The 14668-nt window shown below is 70.8% G+C and carries 15 protein-coding genes; 10 read left to right on the top strand and 5 right to left on the bottom strand.

Annotated elements, in window-relative coordinates; translation table 11 throughout:
• Positions 1-7: 7 nt before the first annotated feature.
• Together VFX14_13630 and VFX14_13625 are read right to left on the bottom strand one after the other, a co-directional pair.
• Positions 8-736, bottom strand: coding sequence for an endonuclease/exonuclease/phosphatase family protein (locus VFX14_13630; protein ID HEU5190722.1), 729 nt, complete (start codon positions 734-736; stop codon positions 8-10).
• The gene (locus VFX14_13625; protein ID HEU5190721.1) at positions 733-2397 is read right to left on the bottom strand and encodes an alkaline phosphatase family protein; all 1665 of its coding nucleotides are present in this window, start codon (positions 2395-2397) and stop codon (positions 733-735) included. Before VFX14_13625 ends, VFX14_13630 begins: the two co-directional genes overlap by 4 nt.
• 75 nt (positions 2398-2472) lie before the next feature.
• Here VFX14_13625 and VFX14_13620 point away from each other — a divergent pair, with 75 nt between their 5' ends.
• From VFX14_13620 to VFX14_13595, 6 genes are all read left to right on the top strand, one after another.
• The gene (locus VFX14_13620; protein HEU5190720.1) at positions 2473-4722 is read left to right on the top strand and encodes an acyl-CoA dehydrogenase family protein; all 2250 of its coding nucleotides are present in this window, start codon (positions 2473-2475) and stop codon (positions 4720-4722) included.
• The gene (locus VFX14_13615; protein HEU5190719.1) at positions 4719-5201 is read left to right on the top strand and encodes a MaoC family dehydratase; all 483 of its coding nucleotides are present in this window, start codon (positions 4719-4721) and stop codon (positions 5199-5201) included. The genes VFX14_13620 and VFX14_13615 overlap by 4 nt, the downstream gene beginning before the upstream one ends.
• Before the next feature lies 1 nt (position 5202).
• Positions 5203-6399 carry a CoA transferase gene (locus VFX14_13610; GenBank protein HEU5190718.1) on the top strand — a complete coding sequence of 399 codons (1197 nt, stop codon included), beginning with the start codon at positions 5203-5205 and terminating at the stop codon, positions 6397-6399.
• Positions 6396-6686, top strand: a complete 291-nt coding sequence (locus VFX14_13605) for an ATP-dependent Clp protease adaptor ClpS (protein ID HEU5190717.1) — start codon at positions 6396-6398, stop codon at positions 6684-6686. The genes VFX14_13610 and VFX14_13605 overlap by 4 nt, the downstream gene beginning before the upstream one ends.
• A 240-nt stretch (positions 6687-6926) precedes the next feature.
• The gene (locus tag VFX14_13600) at positions 6927-7121 is read left to right on the top strand and encodes a hypothetical protein (GenBank protein ID HEU5190716.1); all 195 of its coding nucleotides are present in this window, start codon (positions 6927-6929) and stop codon (positions 7119-7121) included.
• A gap of 29 nt (positions 7122-7150) precedes the next feature.
• Positions 7151-7801 carry a hypothetical protein gene (locus tag VFX14_13595; GenBank protein ID HEU5190715.1) on the top strand — a complete coding sequence of 217 codons (651 nt, stop codon included), beginning with the start codon at positions 7151-7153 and terminating at the stop codon, positions 7799-7801.
• Here the strand turns inward: VFX14_13595 and VFX14_13590 are convergent.
• Positions 7782-9332 carry an altronate dehydratase family protein gene (locus VFX14_13590; GenBank protein HEU5190714.1) on the bottom strand — a complete coding sequence of 517 codons (1551 nt, stop codon included), beginning with the start codon at positions 9330-9332 and terminating at the stop codon, positions 7782-7784. The genes VFX14_13595 and VFX14_13590 overlap by 20 nt on opposite strands.
• Positions 9333-9362: 30 nt before the next feature.
• Between VFX14_13590 and VFX14_13585 the strand changes: the two genes are divergently transcribed.
• Positions 9363-10571, top strand: a complete 1209-nt coding sequence (locus VFX14_13585; protein ID HEU5190713.1) for a hypothetical protein — start codon at positions 9363-9365, stop codon at positions 10569-10571.
• Positions 10572-10620: 49 nt separating this feature from the next.
• Complete coding sequence (locus VFX14_13580) at positions 10621-11472, top strand: alpha/beta fold hydrolase (protein ID HEU5190712.1); 852 nt, start codon at positions 10621-10623, stop codon at positions 11470-11472.
• A gap of 10 nt (positions 11473-11482) precedes the next feature.
• Here VFX14_13580 and VFX14_13575 read toward each other — a convergent pair whose 3' ends face one another.
• Positions 11483-12130, bottom strand: a complete 648-nt coding sequence (locus VFX14_13575) for a sulfite oxidase-like oxidoreductase (GenBank protein ID HEU5190711.1) — start codon at positions 12128-12130, stop codon at positions 11483-11485.
• Positions 12127-12390 carry a helix-turn-helix domain-containing protein gene (locus tag VFX14_13570; protein ID HEU5190710.1) on the bottom strand — a complete coding sequence of 88 codons (264 nt, stop codon included), beginning with the start codon at positions 12388-12390 and terminating at the stop codon, positions 12127-12129. The genes VFX14_13575 and VFX14_13570 overlap by 4 nt, the downstream gene beginning before the upstream one ends.
• A gap of 118 nt (positions 12391-12508) precedes the next feature.
• Between VFX14_13570 and VFX14_13565 the strand changes: the two genes are divergently transcribed.
• Both VFX14_13565 and VFX14_13560 read left to right on the top strand, forming a co-directional pair.
• On the top strand, positions 12509-13672 hold the full coding sequence (locus tag VFX14_13565) for a citrate/2-methylcitrate synthase (protein ID HEU5190709.1): 1164 nt from the start codon (positions 12509-12511) through the stop codon (positions 13670-13672).
• Positions 13673-13765: 93 nt separating this feature from the next.
• The gene (locus VFX14_13560) at positions 13766-14527 is read left to right on the top strand and encodes an NYN domain-containing protein (GenBank protein HEU5190708.1); all 762 of its coding nucleotides are present in this window, start codon (positions 13766-13768) and stop codon (positions 14525-14527) included.
• The last annotated feature ends 141 nt before the right edge of the window (positions 14528-14668 follow it).

The raw sequence follows: 14668 nt of genomic DNA, 5'->3' as shown, positions 1-14668 counted from the left end.
TCTCTCCTCAGGCCAGAAGCGCCGCCCGCTCCGTGTGAGGGACGGACGGCAAACGCAGGCGCGCGACCACGGGGAGATGGTCGGACGCCACGCGGGCGAGGCGGCTCCGATGCACGCGGAAGCCCTCGCCGTGAAGCGACCGATCCCAGTAGATGCGATCCAGCGGGAACAGCGGCAGCGGCGCGGGATGGGTGCGGCGGATTCGCGGGCCCGCGAGCTCCCGGCGGAGCGTCCGTCCCACCGCCCCGGGGAACCACTCGTTGAGATCGCCCACGACGACTCGCGATCCCTTCAACGCCTCCAGGAGGACGTGCTCGCGCACCAGCATCTCCACCTGGGCCGCGCGCTCGCGCACCCGCAGGCCGAAGTGCACGTTGAAGATGTGGAGCAAATGATCGGGCAGCTCCACGTCCACGCGCAGGCCGCCGCGCGGCTCGCGCTCGTAGCGCGTGAGATCGAAGGGCCGCGCCACGTGGGCGGGGAAGCGCGTGAGCACGACGTTGCCATACGGGCCCTCGGCGCGCTCGAGCGTCACGCCCATGTGCATGTCCATGCCGAGGCGCCGCGCCAGGGCCTCGGCCTGCGGCCGGAAGATCTCCTGGATCCCGACGAGATCGGCCTCGAGCTCTTGGACCACGCCCGCGATGCGCCCGAGATCCACGCGGCCGTCCAGGCCCTGGCACTTGTGGATGTTGTACGAGGCGACGGTGATGACCGACTGATGCCCGTGGCTCATGCCGCACCGTCCGCGTAGGCGGTGAAGTGCGGGTAGAGCTGCACGGGATGGGTGAGCGGCTCCTTCGGAAGCGTCACATCGCGGGGGTGAAGGAGAAAGGTGTGGAGCTCCTCCTCCGACGGGCCGGCGTGGGCGCCGAGCTCGGGATTGAACGACACGTGCCCGGCCGCCGCGTCGATTCCGTAGAGCACGAGGTCCCCCGCGCTCGGCATCGCCATCAGCTCTCTCAGTCCTTGCAAGACAACCTCCCGGTCGGCCCGTCCTTCGAAGAGGCCGTTTGCCGGCCCCGGATCGAGCGCGTACCGAGTTCCACGATACCAGCACACCGCCCCTAGACGCGAACGAAGGAGCACGAGACCGATGCCGGGATGGCTGGACAGCATGCCGGCCACCCCTGGGTGGCGCGCTTCCAGCTCCTCGTCGAGCACCGGCTCCGGGCGATCCGTGAAATAGACGAATGCGTTCGGCCCCGCCGGCACGACCCGGATCGATTCCTCCGACGTCGCCTCGCCGGCGGCGGGGTCCCCGGGCCAGATCCAGCGCGTGAAGTCCTGCTCGAGGTAGTTGACGAAACGGTGCAGCGTCCGCGCCCGGACCAGCGCGCGCACGCCCGCCCACTGGCGGCGCCAGCCGCTCTCCGGAGGGGCGCGCCGCCTCGCGCGCGCCCCCTCGGTGGTGGCGATCGACTCGCCCCGGAGCGCCGCGCGCACCACGTGCTCGATGCTGTGACCGCCGCTGACATCGGTGAAGAGCCGGGTGAGGATCTGACCGTGATCCGAGAGGATGTAGAGATCCGGGTACGGCTCCGGCAGGCGGCGCACGATCCGCACGAGCTGACCGATGGAGGCGTCCACGCGGCGGAGCGCGCGCAGGGCGCGGCGGCTCGCCGGGCCGAAGCCGTGGGCGAACACGTCGTACTCCATGAAGTTCACGTAGATCGCGGGCACCCCACGGTAGAGCGCGACCGACGTGGCGAGGGTCAGGAACTGCCGGCCCCAGATGGACGAGCCGATCTTGAAGAGGAGCCAGCGCGCGCCCGGCTCGGGGGGCGCGGTGCCGGTGAGGAAGCGCCCGAGGGCCCGCGCGATCTCGAGAAGCGTGAGCGCGGTGCACTTGACGATCACCCAGGCCAGCAGCACCGCGGACAGCGGCGCCCGGAGGATGGCCCAGCCCGCGCGCGTGGGCTTGAGCAGCCCGGACAGCGTCCACAGATGATCGGTCGCCTCGCCAGCAAAGACGCAGCCGTAGGTGGCGCCGCCGCGCATGATGCCGCGCCGACCGCGCGCGTGCTGGTCCTCCACGAGCGCGGCCACGCCGGGGCGCGGGAAGTAGCGGTCCTCGCCCGCGCGCTTGTCGTAGTAGTGGAAGCCCGGGATGTCCGGGTGCACCCCGTACATCACCGCCATCTGGAAGGCGGGCGTCGAGCTGGGAAGGCCCACCGACATGGGTCGCTTGGTCAACCACCCCGAGGCGAGCAGGCGCGCCAGGGTGGGCGCCTTGCGCGCGGCGAGCGCGTGCTCGAGCACGGCGCGCGAGAGCCCGTCGATCTGGATGATGAGGAAGCGGCGCAGGCGTGGCGGCGGCATGGGCTGAAGCCGCGCCCAGCAGGCGACCGCATCGACCGCGAGCTGAAGCCGGAGGACGAGGCCGTCCAGGGGCATCTCCTTGCCATGATAACAAGGCGTCTGGTAGGCTCGGCTCCAACTCGGCCGTCAGGCACGCCACGAGGTTCCCGCTTGAGCGACGCTCCGCATCCCCTGCTCGCAATCGTTCGCCGATTCGTCGACACCGAGGTGATCCCGGTCGCCCTGGCCCTCGAGCACGCCGACGAGTATCCCAACGAGCTGGTGGCGCGCATGCGCGAGCTCGGCCTCTTCGGCGCCCTCGTGCCGGCGGAGCACGGCGGCCTCGGTCTGAGCGTGAGCGTGTACGCCCGCGTGATCGAGGAGATCTGTCGCGGCTGGATGTCGCTGGCCGGGGTCATCAACAGCCACACCATGGCCGCGCTCATCGTGCTGCATCACGGCACCGACGAGCAGCGCCGGCGGCTGCTGCCGCGCTTCGCCGCGGGCGACGCGCGCGGTGGGCTCTGCCTCACCGAACCGCACGCCGGCTCCGACGTGCAGGCCATCCAGACGGTGGCGCGGAGGCAGGGCGACCGCTACCTCATCTCGGGCTCGAAGATGTTCGTGACCAACGGCCGCGAGGGCAACACGTTCGCGCTACTCGCCCGCACCGATCCTACCGCCGACCCACCCCATCGCGGGATGTCGTGCTTCATCGTGGAGAAGGGCGAGCCTGGCCTCGAGGTGGTCAAGTCCATCGCCAAGCTCGGCTACAAGGGCGTGGACACCGCGGAGCTCGTCTTCGACAGCTTTCCGGTTCCCGCCGCGAACCTCGTGGGGGGCGTCGAGGGCCGCGGCTTCCGCCACGTGATGTCCGGGCTGGAGACCGGGCGCATCAACATCGCGGCGCGCGCGGTCGGCGTGGCCCAGGCCGCCCTCGAACAAGCAGCCAGCGCCATCCGAGAAAGCGCCGCCGAGGCCGCCCTGACCGCGCTCGCCGGCATCGCCACGCGGGTGGAGGCCTCACGCCTCCTCACCGGCTGGGCCGCGGCCATGAAGGACCGCGCGGAGCGCTGCGACCTGGAAGCCGGCATCGCGAAGCTCTACGCGTCGGAGTCGGCGCAGGACGCGGCCGCGGAGGTGGTCCGCCTGTCCGGCCGGCACGGCCAGGTCGCCGATTCGCCGATCGAGCGGCTCTACCGCGACTCACCGCTCATGATCATCGGAGAGGGCGCCAACGAGATTCAGCGGCTCCTCATCGCCCGTCAGCTCGTGGAGCGGCACGGCGAGCGGCTCGGCGCGCTCGCCCTCGCCGACGGCGACCTCGGGTCGGGCGAGCGCCGCGAGCTGGTGCTCGCGGTGCGGCAGTTCGTCCAGAAGGACGTGGCGCCGGCGGCCCAGGACCAGGATGCCACCGGGCGCTTCCCCGCGGAGCTGGTCGCGCGCCTGGCCGAGCTCGGGGTCTGGGGCGCGCTCGTGCCGCCGGAGTACGGCGGACTCGGCCTCGACACGGGCACCGCCGCCATGATGGTGGAGGAAGTCGCGCGCGGCTGGGGAATGCTGGGCGCGCTCCTCGCCACGCATCTGGCCGCCGCCCAGACCATCGCCCTGCATGGCACGCCGGCGGCCCGGGATCGGCTGTTGCCGGCCATGACACGCGCGGAGCGGCTGGGCTGCGTGGCCCTCGGTGCGCCGGCGCCGGTACGCCGGGCGGGCGGAGGCTGGGGACTCGTGGGCACGGCGCCGCACACCTCGGGCGCAGCGCACGCCGCCGTGTTCGTGCTGATCGGTGATCTCGAGGGCCATCGCACCGCCTTCCTCGCGGACGCCGGGACCACCGGACTCGAGGTGGGTACCGTGCCCGCGACGCTGGGGTTCCACGGGCTTGGCGCGGCCGATCTCGCGCTGGCGCACCTCCGGCTGCCGCACGAGGCGCGGCTGGGCAAGGACGATGCGGAGGCCGGCGAGGCCGCCGCCAGCGCGGAGAACCTGCTCCGGCTGGGCGAGGCCGCGGTGGCGGTGGGCCTCGGCGGGGCGGCGTTCGAGGCCGCGCTGCGCTACGCGCAACAGCGCACCACCTTCGGCAAGCCGATCGCCCAGCATCAGGCCATTCAGCTCAAGCTCGCCGACATGGCCTCGCGCGTGACCGCCGCGCGGCTCCTCCTGCTTCACGCCGCCGAGCGCCTGGGCCAGCGGCCCGGCGACGCGGCCCCGGTCGCCATGGCGCGGCTCGAGGCTGCGGAGACCGCATACCACGCGGCGCTCGAATCCATGCGCACCCACGGCGGCTACGGCTATACGAAGGAATTCCCGGTGGAGCGGTACTACCGCGACGCGGCCGCGCTCCTCGCCACCGACGGGGCGGTGGGCCGGCTGCGGCTGGCCATCGCGCGCGCCGTGCTCGAAGGCCATCCCGCGTGAGCTACGGCCGCTACTTCGAGGATTTCTCGGTCGGTCAGGAGTTCCGGCACTGGCCGGGCCGCACCATCACCGAGGCCGACTGCACGTGGTTCGCGCTCCTCACGATGAACCAGCACCCCCTGCACTCGGACGCGCACTACGCGGAGACCTACACCCAGCACAAGCAGCGCGTGGTCCTGGGGCCGCTCGTCTACAGCGTGGTGATCGGGATGACGGTGGCCGACATCTCGGGTCGCGCCATCGCGAACCTCGAGGTGAACGCGCTCAAGCACGAAAAGCCCACGTTCATCGGCGACACCCTCTACGCTCACTCGCGCGTGCTGGAGCTCAAGGAGTCGCGCCAGGGCGATCGCGGAGTCGTAACCGTCGAGACGTGGGCGGCCAATCAAAGGGGCGATCACGTCTGCTCGTACACCCGGAAAGTGCTCGTGCCCAAAAAGAACCACGCGACGCTCGGCGAAGGCCGGCTCCCCTACTGAGATGCCGCGCGCGCCGCTCGAGGGAGTGCGGATCCTGGCCGTGTCGCAGTTCGGCGCGGGCCCGTTCGGCACCCAGGTGCTGGCCGATCTCGGGGCCGAGGTCATCAAGATCGAGGACCCTGGCGTGGGCGGCGATGTGTCCCGCTATGTGCCGCCGTTCGAGGGCGAGGCGGACTCGCCGTACTTCCAGTCCTTCAACCGCGGCAAGCGCTCGGTCACCCTGAACCTCCGGCACCCGGATGGCCAGGCGGTCCTGCAGGACCTGGTGCGCGTGTCGGACGCGGTGTTCAACAACGCGCGCGGCGATCTGCCCGGCAAGCTCGGTCTCACGTACGAGTTCCTCAAGAGCGTGAACCCCAAGATCGTCTGCTGCTCGCTCACCGGCTTCGGCACCACCGGGCCGCGGGCCGCCGAGCCGGCCTACGACTATCTGATCCAGGGCTACGCGGGCTACATGTCGGTCACCGGGGAGCCGGATGGGCCGCCGGGCAAGTGCGGGGTGTCGGTGATCGACTTCGCCGGCGGCTACGCCGCCATGATCGGGCTCATGGTGGGACTCTTCGACGCGCAGCGCACCGGGGTGGGGCGCGACGTGGACATCTCGCTCCTCGACACCGCGGTGAGCATGCTGTCCTACTTCGCGATCTGGACGCTCAATCGTGACTGGGCGCCGGAGCGCACGCGGGACTCCGCCCATCAGGTGCTCGTGCCCGCCCAGAACTTCCCCACCAAGGACGGCTGGATCGTCGTCTTCTGCAACAAGGACAAGTTCTGGCAAGAGCTCGTGGAGGCCCTCGATGCGCCCGAGGTGGCCGGGGATCCGCGGTTCCGGACCTTCCCCGAGCGCCACGCGCATCGGGAGGCGCTGCTGCCCCTGCTGAGGGCGCGCTTTCAGACACGGACCACCGCGGACTGGCTCGAGCGGCTCCGCGGGCGCGTCCCCTGCGCGCCCGTGAACGACGTGCGGCAGGCCCTCGAGGACGAGCAGGTGCGGGCCCGCGACATGATCGTGGAGGTCGAGCACCCCGAGTTCGGCACGCTGAAGGAAGTGCGAAGCCCTCTCCGCACCGAAGGCGAGGTGCGGGCGCCGCGCCGGGCGCCGCGGCTCGGCGAGGACACCGATACTATCCTTGGGGAAATCCTGGGCTACGGCATCGCCACGATCGCGGGGCTGCGCGCCCGCGGGGTGATCGGATGAGCCGGCCGCTCGAAGTCCCCGACACCGAGGAGGTCGAGCGCACCGAGGCCGTCGCGGCCCCGCCCTGGATGACCATCCTTCACAACTGCGACTGCCACACGTTCGAGCAGGTGGTGCAGCAGCTCATGAAGGCGATCGGCTGCTCCGAGGACCGCGGCTGGGAGCTGGCCTGGGAGGTCCACAACACCGGCAAGGCCGTGGTCAAGGTCGGCCCCGAGCCGGAATGCGTCCGCGTCGGCAACGTGCTCGCCTCGATCGGCCTCGTCGTCACCGTCGTGCAGTCGTAACTCGGGCCCGCCGTCGCAGCCCGGGCCCCCCTTCGGCCCCACGCAATCACTTCGCAGGAACCCGTCTCTCCAAAATGCAGAGGTTCCTCCCGTTTTGAGGAGAAGCCTCGCAGCGTGTGGCCAGGGGCTTGTGGGGATTTATGGTCAGTATTTCGGGCATTTAGGTCTGGTGGTGTCCGTGGCACCCCCCTTGCTCTCCTTCTGGGTGGCCGGATGTTACGGCCCTAGGAGCCCGACAAAATGAGCCGATTGCTCGATCTGATCCGTGAAGCCTGGCAAGACAATCCCAAGGGTGGCGTGGTCCTTCCCTGGTATCGCCGCCCGAATATGTGGCTGGTCGCCGCTGCTGTGGTGCTTCCGTTCGGATGGCTGCTCCCTATCGCCCGCGTGGCTTACGTCGAGGCGCGTAATCGTCGCGCCCGCCGCCGCATCTAGCGTCCCCTCTCGAACCAGGTGAGGGCGACGTGAGCCCCGGCGGCCACCTCGTCACGACGGCGGTGGCATGCGCGGCCGTCCAGGCGAGCACCGGATCCGTCGCCCTCACCGCAGGGGTCGCCGCCGGCGGCTTCCTGATCGATCTCGACCACGTCCTCGACTACGTCCTCTTCGAGCGTCGGCGCGACCTGCGTCCCGCCGCCTTCCTCCGCCACTACCTGGCGGGGAACACACGGTTGGTCGTCTTGCTCCTGCATTCCTACGAGGTGCTGGCAGCGCTCGCCCTGGCCGCCTGGTGGACGAATCTCGAGGGGCTGTGGGGATACGTGCTGGGGGCGGCCGCGCTCCACCTGCCGCTCGACATCGTCTTCAACGGCAAGGTGGCGGGCCGCAACATGGTGCCGTTCTACAGCCTCGTCTACCGGGCCCGCGCCGGCTTCCGGACGTCGCGCCTGATCAAGCCGGGGCGGATCGGGGCTCCGGACCCGCGCTTCTGGTCCGCCTTCTTCGTCGGCTCGGTCGTGAACGCGACTCCGCCTCGCTCCGCTCGGGACCGCTCTATCGAATTACTCGCCTCGCCTGCGGCTGCGGCTCGCCCCCCTCGCTCCGCTCGGGACCGCTCTATCGAATTGCTCGCCGCGCCTGCGGCTGCGGCTCGCCCTACATCACAGGACCGATGATCCAAGGCGCGAACTCTTCCTCACCGACGCCGCTCAGCTCGCTCTTCGACCGTTTCCCCGACGCCACCGCGACGATCTCCTCGAAGATCTGACGCCCCACCTGCTCGAGGGGCACGCCCTCCAGGATCACCCCGCAGTTGATATCCATGTCCTCTTCCAGGTGGCGGTACATAAGCGAGTTCGTCGCGAGCTTCAGGGACGGCACCGGCTTGCAGCCGAACACCGAGCCGCGGCCGGTGGTGAAGCAGATCATGTTGCAGCCGCCCGCGACCAGGCCGGTGATGGACACGGGATCATGGCCCGGGGTGTCCATGAAGACGAAGCCGCGGGTGGTGATGGGCTCGCCGTACTGGAAGACGTCCTGCATGGGCGTGGTGCCGCCCTTGGTGACCCCGCCCAGCGACTTCTCGAACACGGTCGTGATGCCCCCGGCCTTATTGCCGGGCGCGGGGTTGTTGTCCATGGCCTCGATGCCGCGGCAGTACCACTCCCACCACTTGTAGCGATCGATGAGCTTCTTCGCCACGCCCTCATTGACGGCGCGGCGGATCAGGAGGTGCTCGGCCCCGTAGATCTCCGGCGTCTCAGCGAGCACGCCGGTGCCCCCGTAGCGCACCAGTTCATCCACCGCCCAGCCGAGCGCGGGATTGGCGGTGATGCCGGAGTTGGAATCCGAGCCGCCGCAGTTGGTGGCGAGGCAGATCTCCGACACGGGCTGCCGGCTCCGCCGGGCTTCGTTGGCGCGGGGAAGGAGCTTCGCGACCTCGCGGGCGGCGATCTCCACCGTCTTCCGGATCCCGCCCGCCTCCTGGATGTTCACCACGAACGGCGCGCGCTCCGGGTGCCCGGGAGCGGCCATGCGCTGCTTGTCCACCATCACCGCCGCCTGGTTCACCTCGCAGCCGAGGCCAACCAGGATGTAGGCGGCCACGTTCGGGTGCTTGGCGTAGCCGGCGAGCACCCGCTGCAACGCCATATGGTCCTCGCCGAAGAGCTTGGTCCCGCAGCCCGACTTATGCGTGATGGCGAGGACGCCGTCGATGTTCGGGTAGTCGCGGGAGACATCGCGGAACTTCTCCTTCACGAACTGGCTCACGGAGGCCGAGCAGTTCACGCCGGAGATGATGGCCACGTAGTTGCGGGTGCCGACGCGGCCGTCCTCGCGCTTGTAGCCGTCGAAGTACCGCATGTCCTCCGGCGCGTGGTAGCGCACCGGACGCACGTCCACGCCCACCTCGTAGCGGTCCGCGGCCAGCTCGCCGATGCCGAGGTTCTGGGTGTGCACGTGGTCCCCCACCGCGATGGCCTCGGTGGCGAAGCCGATCACCTGCCCGTAGCGCCGCACCGTCTCCCCGGCCGCGCGCGCCCGCCGCGCGATCTTGTGGCCGGGACGGATGTCCTGCCGCGCCTCGATCTGGGCGCCGCCGGCGTCCTCGAGGGTGGTCCCCGCCTTGATCTCCCGCTTGGCGATGGCCACGTCATCCTGAGGGTGGAGCACGATCGCGACGTCGGTGAGCGCAACGCTTGCCATGCCGGCCTCCGTGGGTGTGATACTACCGGGGTGACTCTAGCGCCCAGGCCCGGGCTCCGCAACGTTTCGCGCTTCGCCGGCGCCGCGCTGGCCCTGCTCCTCGCCGCCCCAACCGCCCGCGCCGCCGAGGCGCCCGATCTCGGCTGTGAGCAGGAGCCCGCCAACCGCTTCTTCTGGACGGAGTGGGGGTTCTGCGACCTCCCCGCGCACGGCCCCGAGAAGGCCCGCGGCGTCGTCATCTGGAATCACGGGATCTCCGGCACCAACGAGCAGTACAAGGCGCCGCCCGCCCTCGTGCTGCGCCTCCTGTACGGCCGCGGCTGGGACGTGATCAAGCTCAACCGGAACAATCTCGGCGAGACCTCCCGCGATCTCTCTCTCGCCCGTGCCACCGAGCGCACCGAGGCCGAGATCGCCGCCCAGCTCAAGCGCGGCTACCGCCGCGTCATCCTCGCCGGCCAGTCCTTCGGCGGCTACATCACGCTGGAGACGGCGGAAGGGCAGCGCGGCCTCTACGGCGTGATCGCGATGTCGCCGGGGGTGACGGGGCGGGGTGGCGTCGACCGTATTGATCCCAGCATCACCGAGCGCCTGCTCCGCGATACCCAGGCCACGCGCGTGGTCGCGGTGTTCCCCCCGGGCGACACCCTCTTCGACAATCGGGTCCGGGGCCCGGGGGCGCTGCGCGCGCTTGGAGCCCGGGGCGTGCCCTACCTCGTGGTGGACGAGACCTCCCAGGCGATCAGCGGCCATGGCGGCGGCATGGGCGGGCGCTTTGCCCTGCGCTACGGCATCTGTGTGGCCGATTTGTTCTCGGGCGATGCGCCGCCCGCGGGACCGGTCGACTGCCCGGCGGGCCGCGAGAGCGCCGCCGTGCGCGAGCTGCTGCTCCGCGACGCGCCCCCGCGCCTTCTCTCGCCCGGATCCGTGCCCGAGCGCCTCGCGCCCTACAGCGGCCTCTGGTACGGGCTGCTGGGCGAGACCGTGGTCGTGGTGGGCCTCGTCGAGGGTGACGGCGGCACTCCGCAGCTGCTGTATCGCGCGGCGGCCGGTCGGGCCAGCGGCGGCCTCTACCCGGCGCGCGAGACCGCCGGCCGCCTCGAGGCCACGCTCGGCCGCGAGCGCGCGCCAACCATGACCTTGACGCCGGGCCCGGGCCGCGCCATCGAGGTCACGTGGACCTCGACGGACGGCCGGCGCACGCTGCGCGGGCCGTTCACGCCGCTGGGGCCGGAGTAGCCCCGGCCGATTGACGGCGCCCGCGCCCCGCCGTACACTGCCCTCCGCCATGGCCCCGAGCTCCGAGCCCCGCGAGAGCACCGTCTCATCGCGCGGCTTCGCGCTGCACTACGTGGAGTGGGGCGCGCCCACGGCTCCGCCCGTCATCCTCCTCCACGGGATCACCGGACACGCGCGCACCTGGGACACTCTCGCGGAGGCGCTCGCCCCGCAGTGGCGCGTGCTCGCGCTCGATCAGCGGGGGCACGGCGATTCCGAACCCGCGCCCGACGGCGACTACACCCCCGGGGCGATGGCGGACGACCTGGAGGCCTTCGTCGACGCGCTTGGCTATCGCCGCTTCACGCTCCTGGGCCTTTCCATGGGCGGCCGCGTGGCGATGGGCTTCGCGGGCGCGCATCCCGACCGCGTCGAGCGCCTGGTCATCGTGGACATCGCCCCCGAGATCCACCCCCCGGGGATGGCGCGCATCCGGACGATGATCGCGAACGCGCCGGAGACCATCGAGTCCGAGGAGTGGGCGGTGGAGACGGCGATGGCGGCCAACCCGCGCGCCGACGTCGGCGAGCTGCGCCACCGCATCAAGCACGCGCTCAAGCGCGCGCCCGATGGGACCCTCACCTGGAAGTACGCGCGCGACGTGCGCGAGATGATGCGGCGGGGCACCCGCCGCGACCCTCTCGAGCTGTGGGAGCGCCTCACCCACATCACGTGCCCCACCCTGCTGGTGCGCGGCGCGGAGTCGGACGTGCTCTCGCCCGCGCTCGCTCAGCGGGTGGTGGCCGCGCTGCCCGACGGCCGTCTCGTGGAGGTGGCGGCGGCCGGTCACACCGTACCGGGCGACCGGCCCGCCGAGTTCGTCGACGTGGTGCGCCGTTTCCTGGCGTCCCCCGCGCGCTGACCGCGCGCCGCTATCGCTCCCGCCCGCGCCGCCGCCGCGCCGCCTCCGCCCGCATCCGCTGCATGGCGTCGGTCTCCTGGTCGGCGTAGCGCTCTTCCTTCCAGGGGTCGGCCTCCATGTGATAGCCGTTGACCTCCCAGAAGCCGGGCGCGTTCACGTCGAGGAACTCGAAGGCGCGCACCCACTTGGCGCTCTTCCAGAAATACAGGCGCGGCACGACGAGGCGCAGGGGGCCGCCGTGCTCGGGCGTGAGGTCCCGGCCGTCGTGCCTGAGCGCGAGGAGCACGTCGTCGCGCAGGAGCTCCTCGAGGGCGAGGTTGGTCGTGTAGTCGGGATCGGCATGCACGCGCACGAAGCGGGCGCCCGGGCGCAGGCGGACGCGGCGCATGATCTCGCGGATCGCCACGCCCTCGAAGGTGTTGTCCAGGCGCGACCAGCGCGTCACGCAGTGGATGTCGCAGCGTACGTGCACGCGCGGCAGCGTTAGGAACTCCGCCCACGTCCACGCGATCTCTTCCTCGACCAGTCCGAAGCACCGGAACGACCACCGGGAGGGATCGAAGCGCGGCGTGACACCGTAGGTGAGCACCGGCCACTTCTCGGTGAGGACCTGGCCGGGCGGGACGCGATGCGCGAGCTCGGCCGGCGTCCCCTTCACTCGCGGATCCACGACTCGGCGAGCGGGATCTCGGGGGCGCGGCGGGCGAGCTCGCCCTCGTCGACGGGGCCCGAGGACGGCGCCACCCGCAGCAGCGCCTCCACGTCGGCGCGCCGGTAGAGCCGCTGGCGCTTGATGCCCTGGCGATAGCTCTTGAGCACCCCGCGGCTCACGTAGGCGTAGAGCGTCGCCGGCTTGATCTCGAGCAGGCCGGCCGCCTCCTCCACCGTCAGGTACTCTTCCCCCTCCAGGACGATCATCCCCGCCTCCCTCGACCTCATGGTACAGGGAGCAACCTCGCGAATACACGCGTCTGGATCTCGATCACTGTAAATCAATATAAATCATGTATAGTCAAGTTAACCAAAGGAGGCCCGCATGAGCACCGCCGCGACCCTCACGGACTGGAAGGCCGGGCTGGAGGACGTCGTCGCCACCCGGTCGGCGATCTGCACGGTGGACGGCGCCAACGGCCGGCTCTACTACCGCGGCTACGAGATCGCCGACCTCGCCGGGCGCGCGAGCTTCGAGGAGATCACGCATCTCCTGTGGTTCGGTGAGCTGCCGAGCGCCGCCGACGGCCGCGCCTTCGCCGCGCGCCTGGCCGGCGCGCGCGGCCTCCCCGCCCCCGTCGCCGCGCTGCTGCGCGCGCTCCCGCGCGAGTGCCATCCGCTCGACGCCCTGCGCACCGCGGTGTCGCTCGCCGCCACCCAGGATCCCGACGTGCGGGCGGACAGCCCCGAGGCGAACCTCGCCAAGTCGGTGCGGCTGGTGGCCCTGGTGCCCGCGGTGGTGGCGGCCTGGCACCGCATCCGCAGCGGGCTCGACCCGATCACGGCGCCGGCGGAGGGCGGCCACGCCGCCCACTTCCTCCATATGCTCGACGGCCGCGCGCCGTCCGCCGACGTGGCCCGGGTGCTCGACGTCATCCTCACCCTCCACGCCGATCACGAGCTGAATGCCTCGACGTTCGCGGCGCGCGTGGCGGTGGCAACCCTCGCCGACCTCCACGCTGCGGTCGTCGCGGCCATCGCCACCCTCAAGGGCCCGCGGCACGGGGGAGCCAATGACGACGTGCTCGCCATGCTGAAGGCGATCGGCGATCCTGCGAAGGTCGAGGCCTACGTGGAGGGGCGCATCGGCGGCCGCGACCGCCTGAGCCGCGCCGAGCGCGCCGCCCCGGGCGCGCGCATGCCCGGCTTCGGGCACCGCGTGTACAAGGTGGACGACGCCCGGGCCCGCGTCATCCGCGTCATGGCCAAGGACATGGCGGCGGCCACCGGCCGCACCCGCCTCTTCGAGGTCGCGGAGGCGGTGTACGCCTCGGTGACCCGGCGCACCGGGCTCCCGGTGAACGTCGACTTCTTCTCCGCGGTGGTCTACGACGCGCTCGGCATCCCGCCCGACTTCTGCACGTCGATCTTCGCGACGGCGCGGGTGGCCGGCTGGTGCGCCCATGCGCTCGAGCAGTACGCGGACAACCGCCTCATTCGGCCGCGCGCCCACTACGTGGGCCCGGCGCCTCGCCCCCTCGTCCGCTGACCCGCGTCGCGAAGATTGGTGCGCCTCCTCGCCGGCCCCTATAATGGGCGGCGAGGGGGCGGTCTCGAGCCGCCCCCCGGAAGGACGGAGCGGATGAGCGACGACCGGAAGCTCGCGATGTTCATCGACTTCGAAAACATCGTGCGGGGGGTCAAGGAAGCCCAGTACAAGCAGTTCGAGATCAAGCTGGTGCTGGAGCGCCTGGTCGAGAAGGGCAAGATCATGGTGAAGCGGGCCTACGCCGACTGGAACCGCTACACCGAGTACAAGCGCCCGTTCCACGAGCACGCCATCGAGCTCATCGACGTGCCCCAGAGCCGCTACAGCGGAAAGAACTCCGCCGACATTCGGATGGTCGTGGACGCCATGGATCTCGCCTACGCCAAGCAGCACGTGGACACCTTCGCCCTGGTGTCAGGCGACTCCGACTTCTCCCCGCTGGTGTCGAAGCTGCGGGAGAACGATCGCTACGTGATCGGGCTCGGGGTGAAGTCGTCATCCTCCGAGCTGCTGGTGGGCAACTGCGACGAGTTCATCTTCTACGAGGATCTCATCCGCGAGTCCAAGAAGACGACGGCCCTGCGCGGTCTGCCCGAGAAGAAGGCGGAGGCCTTCGCCCAGCTCATCGAGGCGATCCAGGCGCTGCAGCGCGAGAACAAGGACACCCTGTGGGGCTCCATGGTGAAGCAGACCATGATCCGGAAGAACCCCGCGTTCAACGAGTCCTACTATGGCTACTCGACGTTCTCGAAGCTCCTGGAAGAGGCGGCCAAGCAGAAGATCCTGACCCTGGAGCGCGACGCCAAGAGCGGGACCTACATCATCACGTCGATCGAGGGCGACCGCGCGGCCTAGCTAGTCCCGCCGGCTGATGACCTTCACCCGCCCGCTGTCGCTGATCAGCGCGGTCAGGATCCAGCTCACCACGCTGACCAGCAGGGCACCCCAGAAGGCGGCCCAGAAGCCGACCACGTGGAATCCCGGGACGAACACGGA

The sequence above is a fragment of the Candidatus Methylomirabilota bacterium genome (genome assembly GCA_035764725.1).
Classification (GTDB): domain Bacteria; phylum Methylomirabilota; class Methylomirabilia; order Rokubacteriales; family CSP1-6; genus DASRWT01.
The sequence above is the reverse complement of the archived record's forward strand: the minus strand, read 5'-3'. Positions and strand labels throughout refer to the sequence as shown.